This is a genomic window from Sphingomonas hengshuiensis (assembly GCF_000935025.1).
Classification (GTDB): domain Bacteria; phylum Pseudomonadota; class Alphaproteobacteria; order Sphingomonadales; family Sphingomonadaceae; genus Sphingomonas; species Sphingomonas hengshuiensis.
The window spans coordinates 1,154,353-1,171,486 of sequence record NZ_CP010836.1; the positions used below are offsets into that span (position 1 = coordinate 1,154,353).

General features: G+C 63.3%; 10 protein-coding genes. 3 read left to right on the forward strand and 7 right to left on the reverse strand.

Annotated elements, in window-relative coordinates; translation table 11 throughout:
• Positions 1 to 58 precede the first annotated feature (58 nt).
• The 4 genes from TS85_RS05110 to TS85_RS05125 all read right to left on the reverse strand — a co-directional run bounded on the left by TS85_RS05110 (position 59) and on the right by TS85_RS05125 (position 6,512).
• On the reverse strand, positions 59 to 1,315 hold the full coding sequence (locus TS85_RS05110; RefSeq protein ID WP_052507755.1) for an MFS transporter: 1,257 nt from the start codon (positions 1,313 to 1,315) through the stop codon (positions 59 to 61).
• A gap of 185 nt (positions 1,316 to 1,500) precedes the next feature.
• Positions 1,501 to 3,939 carry a TonB-dependent receptor gene (locus tag TS85_RS05115; protein WP_227698679.1) on the reverse strand — a complete coding sequence of 813 codons (2,439 nt, stop codon included), beginning with the start codon at positions 3,937 to 3,939 and terminating at the stop codon, positions 1,501 to 1,503.
• 381 nt (positions 3,940 to 4,320) lie between these two features.
• Positions 4,321 to 5,664, reverse strand: coding sequence for a serine hydrolase domain-containing protein (locus tag TS85_RS05120; RefSeq protein WP_162184701.1), 1,344 nt, complete (start codon positions 5,662 to 5,664; stop codon positions 4,321 to 4,323).
• Between the two features lie 158 nt (positions 5,665 to 5,822).
• A complete protein-coding gene (locus tag TS85_RS05125; protein ID WP_227698681.1) occupies positions 5,823 to 6,512 on the reverse strand; it encodes a LamG domain-containing protein in 690 nt (229 codons plus the stop codon).
• A gap of 285 nt (positions 6,513 to 6,797) precedes the next feature.
• On the opposite strand from TS85_RS05125, the gene TS85_RS25755 reads away from it, so the two are divergent.
• Together TS85_RS25755 and TS85_RS05135 are read left to right on the forward strand one after the other, a co-directional pair.
• A complete protein-coding gene (locus tag TS85_RS25755; protein WP_162184669.1) occupies positions 6,798 to 7,397 on the forward strand; it encodes a hypothetical protein in 600 nt (199 codons plus the stop codon).
• Between the two features lie 185 nt (positions 7,398 to 7,582).
• Positions 7,583 to 7,927 (forward strand): serine hydrolase, encoded by a 345-nt coding sequence (locus TS85_RS05135; protein ID WP_077228470.1) that lies wholly within the window; start codon positions 7,583 to 7,585, stop codon positions 7,925 to 7,927.
• Positions 7,928 to 8,146: 219 nt separating this feature from the next.
• On the opposite strand, the gene TS85_RS05140 is transcribed toward TS85_RS05135, so the two are convergent.
• Entirely contained in the window at positions 8,147 to 14,572 is a 6,426-nt protein-coding gene (locus tag TS85_RS05140) for an autotransporter-associated beta strand repeat-containing protein (RefSeq protein ID WP_155006309.1), read from the reverse strand.
• 511 nt (positions 14,573 to 15,083) lie between these two features.
• Here TS85_RS05140 and TS85_RS25240 point away from each other — a divergent pair.
• On the forward strand, positions 15,084 to 16,160 hold the full coding sequence (locus TS85_RS25240; RefSeq protein WP_155006310.1) for a hypothetical protein: 1,077 nt from the start codon (positions 15,084 to 15,086) through the stop codon (positions 16,158 to 16,160).
• 185 nt (positions 16,161 to 16,345) lie between these two features.
• On the opposite strand, the gene TS85_RS05150 is transcribed toward TS85_RS25240, so the two are convergent.
• On the reverse strand, positions 16,346 to 16,678 hold the full coding sequence (locus TS85_RS05150) for a transposase (RefSeq protein WP_227698682.1): 333 nt from the start codon (positions 16,676 to 16,678) through the stop codon (positions 16,346 to 16,348).
• Between the two features lie 40 nt (positions 16,679 to 16,718).
• Positions 16,719 to 16,925, reverse strand: coding sequence for a helix-turn-helix transcriptional regulator (locus tag TS85_RS24510; protein ID WP_077228471.1), 207 nt, complete (start codon positions 16,923 to 16,925; stop codon positions 16,719 to 16,721).
• Positions 16,926 to 17,134: the final 209 nt, after the last annotated feature.

Below are 17,134 nucleotides of genomic sequence, written 5' to 3' on the forward strand. Positions count from 1 at the left end.
TGGCCTGCGCGCCCTGTTGGGGTTCGGCGGGCGATCTTCGGGGGGCGTGCGTGCCCGCTTATTCGGCGGGGACGGCAGCGCCTTCGGGGATGGCGTCGTCGAGGTCGGCATCTGCCGCGCCCGGCGCGCGTAGCGCCATGGTGGAGACGACGCCCGCCAGCGCCAGCATCCCGGCGAAGACAATGAACATCGGCGCATAGCTGCCCGTCTGGTCCGCCACCCAGCCCGCGGTCAGCGGCCCGAGCACGGCGAAGGTCGTCGCGGCAGTCGCCATCGCGGTCAGGTCCGCCGCCAGGCTCGCCCCGAAATAGCGCAGCAGCAGGATGTGGGCGCTAAGCCAGCTCAGCCCCCAGCCGATGCCAAAGATCAGCGCCGCGCCGATCGCGAGCATCGGCGTGCCGACCACCGCCAGCAGCGTCATCGACACGAACTGGAACGCCAGCCCGGCGATCAGCAGCATGCGCGGCGATATCTTTTCGGTGAGGGCGCCGGTCGCGCCCTTGGCCAGCGTGCCGGCAAAGGCGAGCACGCTCATCGCGATCGCCCCGGGTGCGCTGCCCGCACCCATGCTGGCGACGTGCATCACCAATACCGAATGCATCGTCGTCACCACGGTCTGCACGACGATCATCGCAAAGGCGATCAGCAGGAAGGCGGGGCTGGCCAGTGCGGCGCGCACGGTCCAGGGCGACGGGGCAACCACGGGGTCCGGGGCGATGCCGGCGTGCTTGATCTGATCGACCGATTCGACCTTCACCGCGTCGCGGATCGTGACGAGCATCAGCACGGCCAGCGCGGCGGCGGCGGCGGCCATGACCATCCAGTGCACCCGCCAGCTTCCGCTAAGCCCGACGACCGTGCCGACGATCAGCGGCCCGGCGACACCGCCCAGCGCGCCCGCCATGAAATAGAATCCGATCATCCGCGCCGAGGTTTTGGGAAACCAGGTGGCGATCAGGAACACCGCCGGCGACGGCGCGATCAGCGAGAAACCGGCACCCATCAGCGACGTCGCGACGAAGAAGGCGCCGATGCCATGGACCATCGATGCGAGCGCGAAGCCCGCCGCCAGCACCATGCCGCCCGCGAACATCGTCATCCGCGTGCCGATCCGCTTCATCAGGACCGGCGGCAAGGGGCTGCTCAATCCGCACGCGAGGCCGAGGAACGAGAAGCTCAACCCCGCCGCCGCCTGTGACCAGCCCAGTTCCGCGACCATCGTGTAGAGGACATAGCCCAGCGAGGTGAACGTCGTCGCCGTTACGAAGAAGAAGCCTAGCGAGGCGGCGATCATGATTTGGAGGTTGCGCGGCATGGCTGGACCTGTTCCTTCACGCGAATAATGCGGCAGAGCCTATCCCGCGCCAGTGGGCGCGGCTTGACCCGTAGCGCCCGAAGAGTTGCGCGCCTCGGCATGTCGTTCGAAACCGCACACAAAAAGGGGGGCAGCGTGTCGCCACGCCGCCCCCTGGAGTTGCCGCAGAACGTCGAGATGGCGTTTTAGAATCGGTAGCCGATGGTCCCGAACACCTGGCGCGGCGGGATATAGGTGTCGTAGGTCTGGGCGCTGCCATAGGGGTCCGAGAAGCGCGAGTTGACGCCCGCCTTGTCGAACAGGTTCGTGACCGTCAGCGAACCCCACAAATTGGTGCTGTCGGGCGCGTATTTCAGGAACAGGTTGACCTGCGCATAGCTGGGCGTCTTGTCGAACCCGGGGTCGTTGAACAGGCGATATTGATATTCGCCGCGATAGATGATCTGCGCCTTGGCGGTCAGCTTGCCGGGGCCGACCTGGTTGGCATAGGTGATCGCCGCCGTGCCCTGGAACTTGGGCAGCTTGGGCACGTCGTTGCCGTTGATATTGGCGCGCGCGCCCTCGCGGGCGACCGACGCGGCGTAGAAGTTCGTCCAGAACAGATAGTCGGGATAGCCCGCCGCATTCTGGGCCCGGCTCGCATTGACCGGATCGAGCGCGTAATAATCCTTGTTGAACGTTCCGCGCAGCAGCGAGAACGACCCGTCCAGCGTCACGGTCGGCGTGGCCAGCCAGCTGCCTTCCACTTCGGCGCCATAGATGCGTGCGCTGGGGGCGTTGCTGATCCCTTCGCCGAACAGGATCGGGTCTTCCTCGAGGAACTGCATGTTCTTGTAATTGTAGATGAAGGCCGACAGGTTGAGCTGGGCGCGGTTGTTCAGGAACCGGTTCTTGAGGCCGACTTCGAACGAATCGAGCTGTTCGGGCTGGTAGGTCGGCTTGACGCCGTTCTCCCATCCGAGCGCGAGGTACGAACTGTTGCCGCCCGCCGCGGACGAGTTGATCCCGCCGGGCTTGAACCCGCGCGTGAAGCTGAAATACGCCATGTTGGCGGGGGTCAGCTTGTACTGGATCGCCGCCTTGCCGGTCCAGCGTCCGGTCGACAGCCCCTCGGTCGCCGCAGGTTGCAGATACGCGCCGGAAGTCTGCTCGCTGGCGCCGCCGGACATGCTGTCCGATGTGCCGCTGAACCGATCGTCGTTATAGCGCACTCCGCCAGTCACCTTCAGGGCATCGGTGAAGTCATAGGACGCCTCGACATATCCCGCCCATGCCTTGCGCGTGATCGACGAGAGTTCCGCATAGGTGACATTGTCCACCGCCGGGCTGTCATACGGAGTATTCTCGGATATTGCAGGCTGGAGGATGTCCTGGTTGGCGCCGCTGCGGTACTCGACGATGTATTGCGAGTTTTTCGAATGCAGATACACGCCGCCGACGATCCACTTGAACGGACCGGAACTGTTGGACGAAAGGTTGAACTCCTGCGTCCAGCTTTTGGTGTTGGTGCGCCACAACGGGGTGTGATCGTAATAGACGCCCGTGAAGCTTTTCGGGTTATAGGTGGCGTCGTAGAAAAGATCGGTGGTGAGGCCGTCCGAATCCCACGCCTGGGTGCTGAACAGGGTCTGATAGCTCGTGATCGATTTCAGCGTGGCGAACCCGGCGTCGTATTTGACTACGCCATAATATAGCTCGGTATTGACGATCGATTTCCCCGCATAGTCCTGCGTCAGGATGCGCGGATCGGTGCTGGGGTCGAGCACGTTTTTCTGGGCGGGGCCATTATTGTTGCTGCGGTACTGCACCGTATTGAGCGTGATCGAGAAATTGCTGGCCGGTTCCCACAGCAATGCGGCCTTCCACCCGGTCTCGTCCTGGTTGTCGAGCTGGTATTTGGAGAAGCCGGGCACACCGGTGGCATAGGCATAGCCGTCGTGCGAATTGTGCTGGACCGCGCCGCGCACCGCGAGGGTCGAACTGATCGGCACGTTGAGCGCCGCGCCCGCCTTGATGAAATCATAATTGCCCGCGCTCAGGTCCATCGATCCGGTGAGCGCGTCCAGCGATGGCCGGTTGGTCACGACGTTGATCGTGCCCCCGGTCGATCCCTGGCCGAAGGTGGTGCCCTGCGGCCCGCGCAGCACTTCGACCTGGGCGACGTCGATAAAGGCCGCATTCGCCGCAATCGAGTTGAAGATATAGACGCCGTCGATGTGATAGGACACGCCCGGCTGGGTATTGGTGTTCTCTGGCGTCTCCGAGCCGACGCCGCGGATCGAGATCATCCGCTCGCCGCCGCCGCTGCGCGCGACGACCAGGCCGGGGACCAGCCCGTTCAGCCCGGTGATTTCGGTTACGTTCGCCTCGGTCAGCGCCTGCGCGGGCACTGCCGATACCGATAGCGAGGCGTCCTGGAGCGAAACGTCGCGCTTTTCTGCCGTGACCACGATCTCGGCGAGCTGCGCTTCCGCCTCGGTCGGCGTTGGAGTTGCCTGGGCCGCCGTCACGCCTGCGGCGGCGGCAGCGGTCCCGGCGGTCTGCGCAAACGCGCCAGCCGGGAGCATCGCGCCGACGGCGGATGTCGCCGCCAGAAGGACCGTCTTTGTACGAAGCCTGTTCATCGTTTCTTCCCCCGACCCGGTTGTTCGCCTCTCCAAAGGCTTGCGTCCCACTTGCGGAGACTTTTGCGTGGCGGAGTGAACCATCCCGGGGGCAGGGGGGTCTTGTTGTCCGGCGAATAACTAATTGACAGACTCGTTACGGTGCAGCGCGCGGCGCGGGCGACACAGGCGCCGCCGGCCTGACGCTTGGTGCAGGAAAATCGCCACTTGCCCGGACCATAGCGGCGCCAGCGCGCTCCAAGGGCGGAAACGACGCTGGAAAAAGGGGCGCGAAAGCCGCGGGCAGCGCGGCGCATCCTGCAACGGATCGGGACGACGCTCGCGACGTAGGGCATCGCCGCTGACACCGCGGCGTAATGTTCGCCGTGCCGGGTGCATCCTTTATCTTGCAGGCTGAAGCGCCGGACGAAGCCTCGCCAAACCTCGAACGGCATAGTCGTTGGCCGGATCGAGCGTCAGCGAATGTTCGAAATAGTCGATTGCCGCGCCCCGGTCGTCACGCGCAGCGGCGCTGTCGGCCAGTCCGTCCCAGGCATAGGTGAGATCGGGGAACCGTTGCAGGCCGAAGCGGAAGATCGCGTCCGCCTCCGTCAGCTTGCGCGCATCGATCAGGTCGTAGCCAAGCTCCAGCAACGTTTCGCCATTGGCATCCGCGCGCGGCGGCGTGGCCTTTCGCGCCAGATCGAACTGCTGCGTGGCGGCGGCGACGCCGCCCTGCGCCACGGCGTCCCACAACGCGTTGCGGAGTTGCGGCACCGGCATCTTGTAGGGCGCGTCGAACAGGATTGCGGAGAGGTCGATTGCCGCCCTTGCGGCAGACATGCGGTCGCCGTTGCCAAGGATGATGACGGTCAGCCGATCATCGGGGAAGCGCAGGATGTAGGAGGAGAAGCCGCCGTCGCTGCCCGAATGGGCGACGGTCTTCCGCCCGAACCGTGTGCCAATTTCCCAGCCATAGCCATAGCCGTTCCGGTGGGGCGTGAACATCTCGTCGAGCGTCCGGCGCGACACCAGCCGATCGGTGTAGAGCGCCTGATCCCACTTCAGCAGGTCGCCGGTGGTCGAGACGATGCCGGTGTCGCCGAGCCGCGTCGAGGGATCGACATAGGTCGCGGTGATGAATGCCGAACCCCGCGAGTAATAGCCCGATGCCGCGCCGGGCACGACCGCCCGATTGTCATCATAGCCGCTGCTGTTCATGCCCAGCGGCGAGAAGATGTTGGCCTTAAGGTACGCGCCGAAGCTGGAACCTGAGGCGCGTTCGACGATGAGGCCGAGGAGAAAATAGCCGGAGTTGGAATATTCGTATTTCTCGCCCGGAACGAACCGCAGCGGAAGGGCGCGAAACAGATCGACAAAGGCCCCCCGGCTATAGTGTTTGAGGCTCAGCTCCTCATCCCAGGCGGGCAGGCTCGACACGTTCGCGATGCCCGAGCTGTGGGTCAGTAGCTGGCGGATCGTGATCGGCTGCCAAGCCGGCGGGCAGTTTGCGAGATACGTGCAGATCGGATCGCCGACATTGAGCTTTCCGCGATCGCGCAACTGCAGGATCGCCATCGCCGTGAACTGCTTGGTGATGGAAGCGATGTGGAACACGGTGCGGGGCGTGTTCGGCACGCCTAGCTCGTAGCTTGCCATGCCATAGGCCGTATCGATCAGCGGCACGCCATCGCGCGCGACGAGGACTGCGCCGGTGAACTGGCCATTGGCGACGGCGGCCCGCATATATGCATCCACCTGCGCCCGCAGATCCTTCTGTGCCGGTACGCTTTTCGGGACGGAGTCGGTCCTCTTCGCCTGCACGGGCAGGGCGGTGCAGGTCAGCAAAGCTGCAGCCATTGCGGCGACAGAGTGTGACCAAGGTTTCGGTACCCGCAAGAATGTCATGCCGCCGCCTCCTTGATCGCGCGCGCCGCATCGGTGCCGCGTACCCGCACGCCGCTGAAATGCGCCAGCGTATCCGGGCCGATCCATAGGGCCACGGCGCCCTTTGCCTCGGCGCCGTGCTTGAGGTCGCCGACGATCAGGGTCGGCTGTTCGGCGCCATCGACATGCAGCCGGGCTTGGGAGCCTGCCACCACAATGCGTACGTGGGTCCATCGACCGGATTCGAGATCGACATAGGTCTCGTACTTGCCGGGGGTCTCGGCGCGTAGGCGCTCCCAGGGGTGGTCGGGGTGGGAGACGTACTGGACCGCATGATTACGGCGCAGCTGGTCATCGGCTCGGCCGTTGGTCGGGCGCAGATAGATGGCCTCCAGCCTGGTTTCGTCCTCCACCCGGAAGGCCACGCCCACAAAGCCCCGCGCCGTAGCGCTTGCCGTTGCGGTTGGGGCGCCGCTGATCCAGCCTTCGATGACGCCGTCGCCAAAGGCAGGCGTGTTCAGCAGTACCAGCCGGTCAGGCCCCGGGACATTTTCCAAGGCTGTGGCTTGCAGGGCGGGGCGGCCCCGATAGTCCGTCCGCGCCGTTGCGACGCCGATGGCCCGGATCGCTCCACGCTCCAATCCCGTCCCACCAGCGATGCGAGGTGCGGCGCGCGCCGCCCGGGGGCTGGCAGCGACCAGCGTCATTGCGGCGCCTCCGATCACTGCCCGACGGGTTTGAGGATTGTCGTACATCATCGCCCCTTGGTGGTCGGAATATGGCACTTGCACAATATCGCTCGGCCGGGAGAAGCCCAGGCTTGGTGCGCTTCGGCCTTACGTGTATTAGTATCATAACGCACGTCGAATGGGAGACATGGGTCGGGGCACATGCGTTGCAACATTTCGCGCTGCTCATCGATCAGCGATCCAGGCGGATAGCGTTGTGTCCGTGGCGATGCGGTCGGATCAATTTATCCGCTTCCGCATTCCATGAAACGCTCGGACGCGAACGCCGAGAAGGCATATCGAACAGGACGGGGAGTATTTCAGGCCATGAGGAAGTTTTCGTATATTTTGGCAGTCGCATCCTGTGCTGTGAGCAGCCCGCTGCTTGCGCAAGACAGCGACGGGGAGGATCATCCCCTCCTTCCGCGCTACCCGCAATCCGTCATCGACGGGTATCGCGCGCCCTCGCTGGACGAGGTCGTCATCCCGACCGGCCCGATCGCCAACGCCGAGGCGCAAACCAACCGCGTGGTGGTCGAAGGCAAAGTCACCCATATCGATTATCGCGTGAAGCCGGCGATGTCGCCGTTGCAGATCGAACGCTATTATGACGATCTGCTGAAGAAGGCCGGCTTTTCGATCGCCTATTCCTGCGTAGGTCCGGCATGTGGACGCGATATGGGCGCGCTGGTCCTCAATTCGGGCAAGGTTGCTCCGGTGGGGCTCGCGGATGGCTTGTTCAACGACAGGATACGGGTGGTGGTCGCACGGCGCGGGGATAGCTGGGTCGTGCTGCATATCGCCGAAGGTCCGGATCGGTCGCAGATATTCCAGGCCGTCGTCGAGGACGCGTCGGCCCGATAGTCGTCGACGCCTCGTGATGAACGAGGCGACCCCACAGAATATGCTTCGGCACAAGATGATCAGTCGATACGCGAAAGGCTGATCTAAAATCGTCGCAGCTGCCAATCCATCAGCAGTCCTGCGTCGAATGCTGGCTCAGGCCTTTTCCGTCAAACTCAACATCGCTTATAACGAGGTTATTCCCCATGAAGCCCACGCGACGCGTTTTTTCGCTCGGTTTGCCTGCGCTGGCTTGCTGGCCTGGGCTCGCGCGATCGGCTGTCTCCGACCCGATCGCACACTATGAACGGGTGACGGGCGGCCGGATTGGCGTCTATGCTGTCAACGTAAAGACGGGCGCGACGCTGGCATGGCGCGCCGACGAACGCTTCATCATGTGCAGCTCCTACAAAGCCTCCCTGGCGGCCTTCGTGCTGTCGCGCGTTGATCGTGGAGAGGAGACGCTGGACGCCGCGATACGCTATGGGGTTCAAGATACGAGGGATCTGTGGGGCCCCGTCTCCAAGGCCAACCTGACAATGGGAGTGTAAGCCTATTCGCCGGCATTCGCCCTCATTCGAAAATTCATTGATGTCATATAGGTTACGACGCGACGGTGTTCGCGTCGGAGCTTGATTGTTCGTATCCTGTTCGCCTGCGGTCGGGAGATGCCGGCCGATGCGCCGGAGGCTTGGGCAAGGATGACAGGTGGCCACAAAAAGCCCGGCCGTGCGAACACGACCGGGCCGGAAAGGTGCGGGCGGCGACGCTCAGAATTTCAAGCGAACCGATCCACCAAAACGATAGCTGGCGTTGGCGCCCGCACCGGCATTCAGATTGACCTGCACTTGCTGAGACACACTCAGCTTCATGCCGCCACCCACGCTGAAGCGATCGCGCGAGAGCCCGGTGTTGGCCACCGTGAAGCTGGTGTCCTCCACACTGACACGCGCGGTGATGTCGGTCAGCTGGCGACCGAACTCGTGGTCATAGGTACCAGCGGCATAGATTTCGACCACGGGCGAGAGCGTATAGCCCACCGTCGTGGCCAAACGACCGACATAGGCGTCCTGTGTCATGCGCTCGACGGTCATCAGGTCAAGCATCTCCGCCCGACCGCCGCCGGCACCATATTCGGCAAAGCCGCTCATGCGTTCATGCATGCCCAGCAGCTCGACGCTGGTGTTCCAGCGCAGCGGGCCGCTTTGCTTCCTGTATTCCACCCCCGCGCCATAGGTGAAGATATTGCTCTTCACGCCGGAGAAGCTGGCCGCGCCGCTGTTGGTGCCGCGCGTGCCCTTCGAGGTGTAGCCGCCGTATATCACCCGGCCCGTCAGGCGCAGCGCCTGATCGAACGCCACCGGTGCGGAAACGCCCAAGCCGACCTGATCGCCGCGCGTCCGCGCCGACATGTTGGTGCCATAGAAGCTTCCGTCCGAATGGCCGTAGGACAGAGTCGCCTGGGCAAAGCTGAACTGATGCGCGACGCCGAGGTTGAACCCATTGTCACGGAACGTGTTCTGGGCATAGCCGGGCTGGTCAGCCCCGTCGATCTGGCTGCGATTGAAGGCGCCCGTGGCAAAGGTGCGACCTGGTGTCAGTGTGTCATACCCGCCGAGTTCGGGCAGGTTGTCGAGCACCGAGAGCTTCATCTGGTCCGTGATCCCGGCATACGCTTCCGGCGACCAGCGGGCGAAGACCGCACCCACCTTGGCCGGATTGCTGGCCAACGCGCTGGTGACAACGGGCATCAGATTGCCGCCATAATATTGCGGAACCCCGCCCGCATCACTGACCATCAGCGCCTTGACGATCGCAGCCTGATTGGCCGACGTGGAGATGGCGGCGGTGAAGCTGCTGGGCGTATAGCTGCCAAGGCCGATCAACGTCCCGGTCGCCAGGTTGAAAATGCCGCTCTGCGTATAACCGGTCATCGACACCGCGCCGAAGTGGCCCGACACCTGGCCGGGGGCAAAGCTGAACAGCTGTACCTGCTGGCCTAGCGCCAGAGTGAAGTCGGTGGCAACCGACTTGGTAATCGCCAGCGTGGCGCTCCCCGAGAGGGCCAGTGCACCGGTCACCACGATCAGGTCGTTACCGCCGGTGTTGCCGGCACCCGCGGATCCATCGATCTGCATCGCGACGGTCGCGTTGTTCTCCAGCACGAGGTTGGTGAAGGATAGGATACCCGGCGAATTGCCGGGGGCGATGGTGCCCGCGCTGGCCCCGCCCACATAGACCGTCCCGGAAACCGCGCCGTTGCCGGTGATCGAGGAACCGCCGGTGACGTAAGTGTTGGTGCTGGTCAGCGTGCCGGTGTCGGCGCCCGTCGTGCCCAGATCGGTGCCATTGCCCAGATGCAGCGTCGCGCCGTTTGACACCGTGGTGGTGGTGGCCGTCGCCGTGCCCAACAGGTTCAGTGTGCCACCGGTGATTTCTAGATCGGTGGTGGTCAGGCTGCCGCTGTCGCCCACGGTCACGACGCTGCCGCTGCCGGCCGTGAAGGTCCCGCCGGTGTTGTTGACCGCACTGTTCAGCGTCAACGCGCCAGCGCTGACGCCGATGGTGCCGGTGCCGGCGATCGTTCCGTCGAACGCACCGCCATCGGCCAGCGTCAGATTCGACGTGCCGATATCGAGTGTGCCGGTACCGGTCAGGTTACGGATTGCCTGGTCAGCGGCCAGCGTCAGCGTGCCGGCACTCCCGATCTCCACTTCGAGCGCCGCATCGAGCAGGTCTTCCGTGGTGACGGTGACGCCGCCAGCATAGATGGTCAGGCTGGACGCGGCAAAGCTGTCTGCCGCGCCGTTCAGGGTCAAGGTGCCGGTGCCGTATTTGGTAACCGCGCCGCCCCCCACGACGCTGCCCGAATAGGTGCCGTTGGCGGTCTGGTTCAGGGTGTAGGTGCTGCCTGCCAGATTGATCTCGCCCCCCGTGCCCGACAGCGTTCCGGTGGCCAGACCACCGCTCGCCGTCACGGTCCCGGCATTTTGCGTGTAGCTGCCGACCACGGTCAGCAGATCGCTGGCGGTGACGGTGCCGCTGTTGATCAGGCTGCCCAGCACCGGCGTGCTGCCCGTGTCGAGGGTCATCGTGCCGCTATTGTCGACCGCGCCCACCACCGTCAGGCTGCCCCGTGCGGTCAAGGAACCACTGTTGGTGAGGCTGGCCAGCGTCGTGCTGCTCCCGCTCGACAGGGTCACGGTTCCGGTGTTGGCGGTGGCGCCGGCTGCGGACAGTTCGCCCGCGTTGGTCAGCGTGCCGCCATTGGTCAGGCTACCGGCGATCCGCGTGGTGGCGGTCGGCGCCAGGGTAATGGTCGCGTCGGCGGTATTGGTCACATCGCCCGAAACGGCCAGCAGTTGGTTGATCGCTGCCGTGCCGGAATTGACCAGCGTGGTCAGCCCCAGATCCGCCGTTGCGGTCAAGGTGCCGGCATTGGCGATGGATCCCACCAGATCGTTCGTGCCCATGACGAGGGACGCGCCCTGGGCAACCGTGATGGCCAGCGTGTCGGCCAGCGTGCCGCCCCCCGTCGTATCGACCGTACCCGCCGTAACGCTGAGCCCGCCGGCAAAGGTGCTGGCACCGGTCAGCGACAGCGTGCCTGCGCCGGCCTTGACCAGCGAACCGGCCCCGGTGAAGATGCCGGCATACATGCTGTCGCCCGACTGATCGATCGTCAATGTGTTGGCGACGGTGCCGTCGAGCCCGCCCAGCGCCACCACGCCGGTGCCGGCCCCACCAAAGCCGGCGGTGGTGATGGTGTGCGCGGCCGCCGACGAACCATCGCCCACAACGACCAGCGTGCCATCATTGGTCACCACGCCAGCACTCGTCAGGTCCGCGCCCAAATTCCACTGCGCGCCGCTGGTGTTCGCAACGGTATCGCTGCTGGTGAGCGCGGCAGCCTGCACCAACAGGCCGCTGTTGACGACCCTGGCCGAGCTGGTCGTGCCATTGAGATAGGCGGTGCCGGCATTGGTCAGCGTGCCGATCTGTGCCGTGCTGGCAAGGGTCAGCGTACCGGTGTTGGCGATGGCGCCGGTGCTGGCATTGCCGCCGACCGACATCGTTCCGGCGTTGGTCACCGAATTGCCGGCGGTCGCCAGCGTGCTATCGATTGCCAGCATGGCGCCGGTGGCATTGGCAATGGCCGCCGTGGTGGCATTGCCGGTGACGCCCAGCGTGCCGCTGTTGGTTATTGTCCCCGCCGTTACATCGGCACCGAACGCCAATGTTCCCGTGTTGACGATCGCGCCGGTCGTCGCTGCCTTTTGGACCGACATCTGTCCGGAATTGGTCACGATATCGGTGGCCGCGGTGCCCGCCACAGTCAGCGTCCCCTGGTTGGACACGGTTCCCGAAAGCAGATTGCCGCCGACCGACATCGTTCCGGCGTTGGTCACCGAATTGCCGGCGGTGGCCAGCGTGCCATCGATTGCCAGCATGGCGCCGGTGGCATTGGCAATCGCCGCCGTGGTGGCATTGCCGGTGACGCCCAGCGTGCCGCTGTTGGTTATTGTCCCCGCCGTTACATCGGCACCGAACGCCAATGTTCCCGTGTTGACGATCGCGCCGGTCGTCGCTGCCTTTTGAACCGACATCTGTCCGGAATTGGTCACGATATCGGTGGCCGCGGTGCCAGCCACCGTCAGCGTCCCCTGGTTGGACACGGTTCCCGAAAGCAGATTGCCGCCGATCGCCAACAGGGCAGTGCTGCTGTTGTCGATCGCCGCGCCGGCGGTGGACAGCGTTCCCGTAACAGCAAAGCTGCCACTGTTGGTGATCGCGCCGGTGGTCGCGTCGCTACCCAAAGCGATCGTTCCGAGATTGTCGATGGTGCCGCTGGTCACCGCACCGGTCACGCTCAGGCTGCCACTGTTGCGGATTGCACCAGCGTTCAGCGTGCTCTTGGCGAGGATCGTTCCGGCATTGGTAATGTCGTTTGTGGTCAGCGCGCCATAGGCCGTCAACCCGGTGCCCGAGAAGAGGTTGACGCTGGTCAGTTTTTCCGCGCCGCCCAGAATGACCTGGCCGCCGGTCACGGTCAGAAAGCCACCCTCGGCGCTGTTCATCATCTGCCCGACCGTGCCGCCCAGCAGCGTCGAGACGGTGCCGTTCTGCACGGTAAGGCCGGTCAGTGTGTTCTGGCCGGTCAGGTAGAGCGTACCCGAATAGTCCGTGTCGCCGACCAGCAGCGTGCCATTGGTGACGTTGCCCGAAATATTGGCGTAATCGCCCGCGGCGACATTGTCATAGACCGCGATCTGACCCTGATTGCCGTTCAGGTTGATCGTGTTCTTGAACGTCACCACGCCGGTCGCATCCACAGCGTCCGACCCGAAGATCAGCGTGCTGCCCACCGGAACGAAGCTGCCCGAACCCCAGGTCAGGTTCTGCCCCAGGCCGCCGTTGATCGATCCGAAGTTGAGCGTCAGCCCGCTTTCGGTCGCGGCAAAGCCGCCGCTGCCGCCCCAGGAAATCTGGGTGTCTAGCGTGCCGATGCGGCGCGTCAGCGTGCCGCTGGTCAGCCACACGCCCGCGTTCAGCGTGGAAAGGGCGTTGTTGATGCTGCCCGTGCCGTCGAAGGCGACGTGGCTTGCGGTGTTGACGCCCACGCCGTGATCGGCCTGAAGCGTAGCGCCGTTGATATAGGTCGTGCCGCTATAGGTGTTGGCGCCGAAGAACTGCACCGTGCCGCCGCCGGTGACGACGAGGCTCGCCCCATCGCCTGCCGCATAGGCGGCGTCGGCGATGCTCGACGCGCTGTCGTCGGCAATCGTGCCGAAGAAGGTGATCGTGTTGCCCACGCCCGGCGCCAGCGTGACGGTCGAGCCCTTCATCATGAAGATGTCGCTGCCGGCCGTATCGCCCGCCACGCCGCCATTCTCGCTGCTGCCCGCCAGGGTGGCATTGTCGACGAAAGTCGAATTGCCGGTAATGCTCAGCGAGGCACCGGTATTGACGAAGATCGCGCCACCATAGCCCGAGCCGCCGCCGCCGCCCGCACCATATGTACCGTCGCCATTGTCCTGGGTGCCGCTAGACCCGACGCCGCCGCCGAAGCCGCCGGTGCCACCCTCGCCATCGGCACCGTCAGCGCCGGAGCGATTGCTGCCCGAGGCCGAGGTTCCACCCTCGGCACCCGTGCCGCCAGAGCCGCCCCCCGCGCCAAAGCCGCCCGCACCACCCGCGCCGCCATCGCCGCCATCGCCGCCGACCGCGCCGCCGCTGCCAGCGGCATCGCCGCCCAGGCCGCCAGCCCCGCCGGTGCCGCCGCCAAAGAAGTCGGTGCCTTCAGCGCCGTCGCCGCCGCTGCCGCCACCACCGCCATTGCCCGCGCTGCCAACAACATAGGCGTCGATGGTGACCGCCAAGGTCCAGGCGGTCTGGGCGGCAAGCCATGAGGCGTCGATCAGTTCCTTCGCGCCTTCGGCGGCCGCCATTTCGGTAAACAACGCGGCCAGGGCCGTGAACTGCGTCGCCAATCCGGCCGTTATCGGGTTTGGGGCGGCCGCGGCGGCCAGCGCCGTGAAGGAGGCCGCTGCTACGGTGTAATCGCTGGCGTCGTGAATGTCCTTGGCAACCCAGGCCGCATCCCACACCGTCTGTGCAGCGGCCATGACCGTATCGTTGGTGACGGTCGAGCCATCCGACCCGTTGCCGCCTTTGCCGCCGTTGCCGCCCACCGCATTGGTGGTGGCGCCCCCGTCATGGCCGGTGTAGCCGTCGCCACCATCGCCGCCGCTCAGATAGGCAAAGGTGGAGTCGGCATCCGCGCCAGCGTTGCCAGGCGAGGCGAGCGAGGTGGCGACCAGACCGTTCAGCGATCCGCCCGTTGTGGTTACGCCGCCGGTGCCGCCCGTGGTGGTGTTGCTGCTGAACGAGACGTTGTTGAGCACGAGGTTCATGCCCGTATCGACATAGAATACGCCGCCCAGGCCGGCGCCGCCGCCGCTGCCTGCGCCGCCGACGGTGCTGAAATTCGTCAGGAGCGTGTCGGTCGCGCTCGACCCCACGGTTACGGTCGTGCCGCTGACGCTGATGCCCGGATTGGAAGAGGAGGTGTTGACCACATCGGGATTTGCCGGCGATTGAGCAATCTGCGTGGTCAGAACATAACCACCGCCGCCATTGCCATCAACGATCGTCGGACCATCTGCCGTCTGGGCAGCCGCTCCCAATGGGATCAAGCCGATGGCAAAAATTGATGCTGACTGTAGAAATGTTATGTATTTCTTCATAATATAACCCCCAATTTTCTTTGAAAATGGAATAGTTTTCAGATTTATCTCATGGTCATGGAGATGATCATGAGCGCTGCGGGGAGCGGTATTTCGCAATTGCGAAGACCAAGGACGTCGATCGACACGCCTTGACGATCCCGCAGCCCTCAAACCTGCTGGGCGGCGGCATGTGACAACCGCGCTATTAAGCGACCAGACGTTTCTCTCCTTGCCAGGAGTGAAACGCCCGTCACGTCAGACCATGATGGTTTGCACAAAGGCGGCCTGCCTCATGTCATCCGGTACCCCCTCCACCACCAGCCGCATGAAATTTTCGATTGACGGGGCGATACCCGTGGGTAGTTCGCCCGGGCCAGATCGGGTTGGCTCATTTTGGAAAAATGCGTGCGATATAGCTTTTGATTACCGAACCTGCGTTTGCTAACGCGCGCGCGAACTGCGTTAACGACTCAGTGAAATGGATATTAAGATATTGAATTCATTAATCTTTCCATTGTCGTTGGCAGGGATATCCAATCTGCCCCATTCACATATCGGGCTGATCGCCGACGAATTCCTCAATCAGCACTATGATCCCGACAAGCGAGCTGCGAAGGATGAAATCCTGACGCGAAATAAGACGCTGGAAACATATCGATTAGTAATACGGCTTCTGACGGAAATTCAGTTGAGTTACGCTGTCGCGTTATCACGATTGTTCGATCGCGATTATTTGGCCGCCAGTGCCTTCGTCGCGCTGTTAGCGGAAACGGAGCGTATGTTCCCACATTCACTATTGCCGGGATCGCGCCAAGTGGGAAGGCCCATCACGATTCGGGCCATGGCGCGCTCATTCCATCGGCCTTACGAAACAATGCGCCGCGCACTTCATCGCCTGTCTCAACTCGAACTGGTTGATCTGCGCGATGACGGGGTGGTTCTCAGGGGTGGGGTTGTCGACCGACCGGAGGTGCGCAAATTGCTGATCGAAATGCATGACATTACGATCACCCTGCTTGAGGATATTTTCGTATTCGCAAAAATATCCCGACCGATTTCCGTAAAAGAGAATTATAGCGAGGATCTAGTTTTTCTCGCATCTCTTGATCTTCATTTGCTTTCCGTAGAAGGTATGCAAGGTATATTCAGCGACTGGACCGGACTCATGCTGGTCTCCGCAATAAGCGCAGGAAACATTCGCGGCGTCACGTACGATGATGAACTGGCCTTCGCTTATGCCGCGGTCGATCAGGTTCCGCCGATGAGCTTACGCAAGCCGGTCTATTTTAAAGTGCTATGCGAGACGCTTCCCATTTGCCCGACCACCGCATGGCGACGAATCATAGCCATGAAGATATTTGGCTCCGTTACCAGTTCAGAGGGCGGCTTGATCATAGACAGCAAATGGTTTCAAAATGCTACGCTTATTGCCAATGGGTGCAAGCGCATTGCGCGCATGCACTCGATCATCAACAAAATGGTGTCTAGCGGGGTATCGCTTTCGAATATCGAGAAGCTGTACATCAACGGAAAGGTCGATCGTCTGGTTCTATAATGATTCCATTTCAGCGTCTCCGGGGCGCGATGCGGCTCTCGGCATAAACGGTGCGCGCGGCATCCAGCCTGTCGAGATAGAACACCGCTGAGTAATGAGACCTGTGCGTGTGTGGGTGTAGAGTTTTGAAACGCACGGTATTACTAAGTCGCGGAGGCGATTGCCGTATTTTGCGATCGCGCTGATCAAAGCGGTTGCAGGCTTCGTGCCTGAGCCGTGAGAATGTTCATGGTGCGCTTGAGGTTGTAGGCGATGGCGGTGAGGTGGACCTGGACGGCGGCTTTGGCGAGACCTCGCCATCGCATTCGGCGCAGGTCATAGCAGCGTTTCCATGTTCCGAAGATTTTCTCGATCCGGCCGCGCACCCGGTGGATCGGCTGGTTCCATGCATGGAGCTTGTGCAGCGCCTCCTGCTCATCGCGGCCCCACATGCCGGTAGCGACGATCCGGGGTATGCGGCCCTTTGCCCGCACGGCATCGCGAAAATGATTGCCGCGATAGGCGCTGTCGGCAAACACCTCGCCGGGATTGTCGGGTAATGCTTCGGGGCCTGCCTTGCTATAAGTCGTTGGCCCGATAAAACATGGGGTTAGCGAGCCATGCGGCGATGGCTGACGCTCGCCAGCCGATGCAGCGGGTGCTGATCCGGGTGTTTGGAGGAAAGGTGCCTTCGCCCATCTTCCGATAAAGCGTGGAGCGGCTGAGGCCAGTGCGTTCGAGGACGGTCCTGATGCGGAGTATGCGGTCGGGGGTGTCGGGTTGCATAGCTATCACCTTGAACTGAGTACGCGTGGGTGGTGCGCCCTCGGCGACGTTGAGACCGAAATTGGCGTGTGAAAAGACCCCCTTCGGGCACGTCGGAGCATCGGCGGTATTTGGCTGCACAAAGATATTCTGGCGTAGATTGAACTTTTTAGACGCGAGGTCTCAAGGCGTCTCACGCCTCCGGCATGACTGCGCTCTCACGCCGCGAA